This is a genomic window from Flavicella sp. (genome assembly GCF_037132785.1).
GTDB lineage: Bacteria > Bacteroidota > Bacteroidia > Flavobacteriales > Flavobacteriaceae > Flavicella.
Genome location: NZ_JBAHZZ010000013.1, coordinates 1 through 5,301, shown reverse-complemented (window position 1 = coordinate 5,301; position 5,301 = coordinate 1). Strand labels below are relative to the sequence as shown.

Annotated in this window: 3 protein-coding genes and 1 pseudogene; all 4 read left to right on the top strand. The window is 31.6% G+C overall.

Going from position 1 to position 5,301, the window contains the following annotated elements; genetic code table 11:
- Positions 1 to 145, top strand: a pseudogene (locus V5787_RS01005) (IS1595 family transposase); the annotation flags it as partial.
- Positions 146 to 239: 94 nt separating this feature from the next.
- On the top strand, positions 240 to 2,735 hold the full coding sequence (locus V5787_RS01000; RefSeq protein ID WP_336891427.1) for a BamA/TamA family outer membrane protein: 2,496 nt from the start codon (positions 240 to 242) through the stop codon (positions 2,733 to 2,735).
- 146 nt (positions 2,736 to 2,881) lie between these two features.
- Positions 2,882 to 3,949, top strand: coding sequence for a class II fructose-bisphosphate aldolase (gene fbaA / locus V5787_RS00995; protein WP_336891426.1), 1,068 nt, complete (start codon positions 2,882 to 2,884; stop codon positions 3,947 to 3,949).
- A gap of 102 nt (positions 3,950 to 4,051) precedes the next feature.
- On the top strand, positions 4,052 to 4,909 hold the full coding sequence (gene accD, locus V5787_RS00990; protein WP_336891425.1) for an acetyl-CoA carboxylase, carboxyltransferase subunit beta: 858 nt from the start codon (positions 4,052 to 4,054) through the stop codon (positions 4,907 to 4,909).
- Positions 4,910 to 5,301: the final 392 nt, after the last annotated feature.

Sequence of the window (5,301 nt, the reverse complement as noted above, 5' to 3'; positions counted from 1 at the left end):
GCATATACAAGCATATTTTGATAAATTTTGTTTTAGAATTAATAGGTCACAATACAAAGAATCCATTTTTCATAAAACAATTCTTAGAATGGTACTACAAAAACCTAAATATCAAAAAAACATAAAACAGACACTAGGCGTATAACTCAGAAAACTAATTCAAACTGTAAAAAGAAGCAATGATTTAACCATCCAAAATCACTATTTTTGGAAATTACTAAATCAACTTATTGTTGTTTATGAATTTTAACATATCGTTTTTATACTATATTGGAATCCTTTTGGTTTTCAATGCCTGTAAGGCTACCAAATATGTTCCAGAAGGTCAGTTTTTGTTGTCTAAAAACAAAATTCATATAGATGATAAGAACAAGACTGATAACGAAGTAAAAGACTATATAATTCAAAGACCTAACAGCACATTTTTAGGAATTCCGTTTTCCCTACACTTTTACAATAGAGGAAATATAGCATATGAACAATTTCACGACAACTTCTTTGAAAACAATCCAAAAACTATCAATACTTTTAACAAGATATTCTCTGAAAAACAAACAGTGAGAATAGGAGAATCCTATAAAAATTTAAATCGTTGGTTTTTAATGGGGGGGCAAGCTCCCGTAATTCTCAATGAAATCAAAGCCGCCCAAACAACAGAAAAACTTAGAACTTATTATTTTAATAATGGTTATTTTAATGCCGAGGTAGATTATGATATTCATTTAAAAATAAAAAAGGCAGATATTAATTATAACATTGTTAAAAACACACCATTTCGTTTAGATAGCATCCGTACAATTATCGATTCTCAAACTTTAGACTCCATTTATCAAAACACAAAATCTAACTCTTTCTTGAAGTCGGGAGACATTTATAAAGATATGAATTTCAGAAATGAAGCCGATAGATTGACACGTACCTTTAGAAATGCTGGAATCTATCATTTTTCTCAAAACCAAATCGGATTTTATGACATAGATAATGTAGCTACGAATCATAAAACAGATGTAATTTTAAAAATCACAAATCGACTTATAGAAAATGAAGGGATTATCGAAACGAAACCTTTAAATATTCAAAAAATAACTAAAATAGGAATATTTACGGATTATAGTTATGATAGAATAAATGAATCTTTCAAGGACACTACTGTATATAATGGTTTTCACTTTTATTCACATGACAAACTAAAATACCATCCAAAGGCTCTTTTAAATGCGATTTTCATCGAGCCTGGAGATATTTATAAAGATAGTACACGTAGTCTGACAAGAAAACATTTGAAATTATTGAAAAATTTCAAGATGGTGAAAATTAAATATTCCGAAATAAACGACAAAGAACTCGCCGCTACCATTATATTAACACCGATGAAAAAATACTCTATTAGTATGAATACCGAGGTCATTCATTCCAATATAAAACAACTAGGCTTTGCAGGTGGGTTTTCCTTTATCAATAGAAATTCCTTTAGAAACGCTGAAATTTTTAAATTAACATTTAAAGGATCCATATTTGACGTTGCAAAAAACGTTGGAGACACAAATGATAAATCTTTTAGTTCTTGGGAGCTAAGCGCCGATGCCTCGATTGAAGTACCTAGAATTGTTTTCCCCTTTGGCAGTTCTAGTATTATTGACAAAAAAATGGCACCAAAAACACTTTTTTCCATTGGTAGTAGCTTCCAAAAAAACATTGGATTAGACAAACAAAAATTCACCACATTTATAGAATACTCTTGGACACCAAACAAAAGAACAAAACACATTATTGAACCTATCAATGGACAATATGTAAAAAACTTAAACAAAGATCAATATTTTTACATTTATTCTTCGGAGTATTCTGATCTGACAACTATACAAGAAGAATATTTTCCAGACTATGCATTAACAGAAGACAACGCGCTACAGTTTGTTGATGATAATATTGATCAGGAATTCCAAGCAACAGATCCTGACGCATATCAAGAAGTGAAAAATATTGAAAAGAGAAATGAAATCATTACAACAGATTATGTAATTCCTGCCATTACTTACTCGTTTACTTACAGTTCTCAAACTGACTTTAAGGATGAAAATTATGTTTTTTTTAGAGCAAAAATAGCAAATGTAGGTTCTCTGATGAGTGCACTAACAAAAAATGAGATTGATGGAGTAAAAACATTTGCAGATACACCAATTGCTCAATACACCAAAACTGATTTTGAATTCATCAAATATTGGGGCTTACCAAAATCTAATGTTTTAGTATTCCGTACTTTCGCTGGTATTGCAGTTCCTTATGGGAATTCAGACGACATTCCATTTACCAGTAGTTATTTTATTGGTGGTTCAAGTGATATTAGGGCTTATAAAACATATGAACTTGGACCAGGGTCAAACAACAGTGGCTTAGAATTCAACGTAGGAAGTCTTAAATTGATTGCGAATTTAGAATATCGATTTGGAATCACAAAAAGCATAAAAGGCGCCTTATTTATAGATGCAGGAAATATATGGGACATCACAGATTCTGAATTATCTCAATCAGATGAGAAGTTTACAGGTTTAGCTTCTTTAAAAAACAGTGCAATTGGTACTGGATTTGGTATTCGTTATGACTTCAGTTTTTTTATTTTTAGAATGGATCTTGGGTTTAAGACCTATGAGCCTAATATTGAGGGTGATAGATGGTTTAAGAACTATGATTTGGACAGTTCTGTTATCAATATTGGTATAAACTATCCTTTCTAGATCTATTTACTGAAATATAAGAGGAGAAAACAGACAGTTTTCTACAACGATTTCGCTTTTTTAGCTAAGCATCTTTAATTAAACTCTGTATTTAATCATTTAAAATTCTTATTTTTGTTTCAAATTTTTATTAAAATATAAAAACCATGAGTCACAATATCAAACCAGGAGTTGCTACAGGAGATGCAGTTCAAGAAATTTTTAAGTTGGCAAAAGCAAAACAATTTGCAATTCCAGCTGTAAACGTAATAGGGAGCAATGCGATCAATACTGTTTTAGAAACAGCGAAAGAATTAAATGCACCTGTTATTATTCAATTTTCAAATGGAGGAGCTGTTTTTAATGCTGGTAAAGGATTAGATAACACTGACCAAAAAGGAGCAGTTGCTGGAGCAGTTGCTGGAGCAAAACATGTACATGAATTGGCTGTAGCTTACGGAGTACCTGTAATTTTACATACAGATCATGCTGCTAAAAAATTATTACCTTGGATTGATGGTTTATTAGATGCTTCTGAAAAGCACTTCGCTGAAACTGGAGCTCCATTATTTTCTTCTCATATGATTGATTTATCTGAAGAGCCATTAGAGGAAAATATCGCTATTTGTAAAAAATATTTAGCGCGTATGGATAAAATGGGAATGACCTTAGAGATTGAATTAGGAATTACAGGAGGAGAAGAAGATGGTATAGATAACTCTGACGTGGATGAATCTAAATTATATACTCAACCAGAAGAAGTAAATTATTCTTATGAAGAATTATCTTCAGTTTCTTCTAGATTTACTATTGCTGCTGCTTTTGGGAATGTACATGGTGTATACAAGCCAGGAAACGTTAAGTTGACTCCTAAAATTTTGGACAACTCTCAAAAATATATCGAAGAGAAACACGGTTTAGATAGTAACCCTATTGATTTCGTATTCCACGGTGGATCTGGATCTTCTGTTGAAGAAATTAGAGAGGCTATTTCTTACGGAGCAATCAAAATGAACATCGATACAGATTTACAATTTGCATTTATGGAAGGAATCAGAGATTATTTCGGAGACAATGTAGATTTCTTAAAAACTCAAATTGGGAACCCAGAAGGAGCTGAAGTACCTAATAAAAAATATTACGATCCAAGAGTTTGGTTGCGTAAAGGGGAGGCTACTTTAAAAACTCGTTTGATTCAAGCTTTCCAAGACCTTAACAATGTAGACACTCTTTAATAGTCAATACATAAATCTATTTTACATAAAGAGAAACTGAAATAACTTCAGTTTCTCTTTATTTTTTTAGTAAATTGACCCCACTATAAAACAGTATAAATTATGTCAGCTTGGTTTAAGAGAATAGATAAAGGAATCAGCACCCCTACGGAAGCTAAAAAGGATGTGCCGAAAGGTTTATGGTACAAAACTCCTAGTGGGAAAATAGTTGACACTGAGGATTTAAGGCAAAATCTTTATGTTAGTCGTGAGGACGGATACCATGTAAGAATTGGTAGTGCAGAATATTTTGAAATTTTATTTGACAATAAATTTAAGGAACTAAATGCTTCTTTAGAATCAGCTGATCCTTTAGGGTTTTCTGATACAAAATCATACTTAGACAAATTAAAAGATGCTCAGGAAAAAACAAAATTAAAAGACGCTGTTAGAACTGCCGTTGGAAAATCACTTGGAAAAAATTTGGTTATTGCTTGTATGGATTTTGCCTTTATTGCCGGGTCTATGGGAAGTGTTGTAGGAGAGAAAATAGCAAGAGCTATCGATTATTCAATCAAACATAAAATTCCATTTTTGATGATTTCTAAATCAGGAGGAGCACGAATGCAAGAAGCTCCTTTCTCTCTAATGCAAATGGTAAAAACCTCTGCAAAACTCACTCTATTAGCGAATGCAAAAGTCCCTTATATTTCATTGTGTACAGATCCTACTACAGGAGGAATTACAGCTTCTTTTGCAATGTTAGGAGATATCAACATTGCTGAGCCTAATGCTTTAATTGCATTTGCAGGTCCTCGAGTTGTCAAAGACACTACTGGAAAGGATTTACCTGAAGGATTCCAACGTTCTGAATTTTTATTAGAGCACGGTTTCTTAGATGCTATTTACGAAAGGAAAAAGTTAAAAACTCAAATCAATTTGTACATCGACTTGGTTTCAAATGATAAAATAAGACACTAAAAAAAGCTCCAGTTTGGGGCTTTTTTAGTATTACCTCAAATCCGAAAATTATATCTCAGGATAGTTTCGCTACATTATATCAATTAAACGTCAAAGCACTGAGTGAAATAATTGTTAAAGAAATTAATATGAGTATTGCTTTTAATGATTAATGACTGGTCGTTAAGTAGGTTTTTTGTACAAAGAACCCATTTTTTAGGACTTCTTTTCTATATAGACTTTTTTAAGTGTCTACCTTTGCTATGACAATCTAAGACCGTTGCATAATGCTCTTTTCATTTTTAGATTTCAATTTTGACTTTTTAAATCTAAAATTTATATTTTTTTTTCTTATTTTCATTGTTTATGTTAGTTATGGATCTATTTTTTGGTTCATTTTCCTTTAGTTTTTA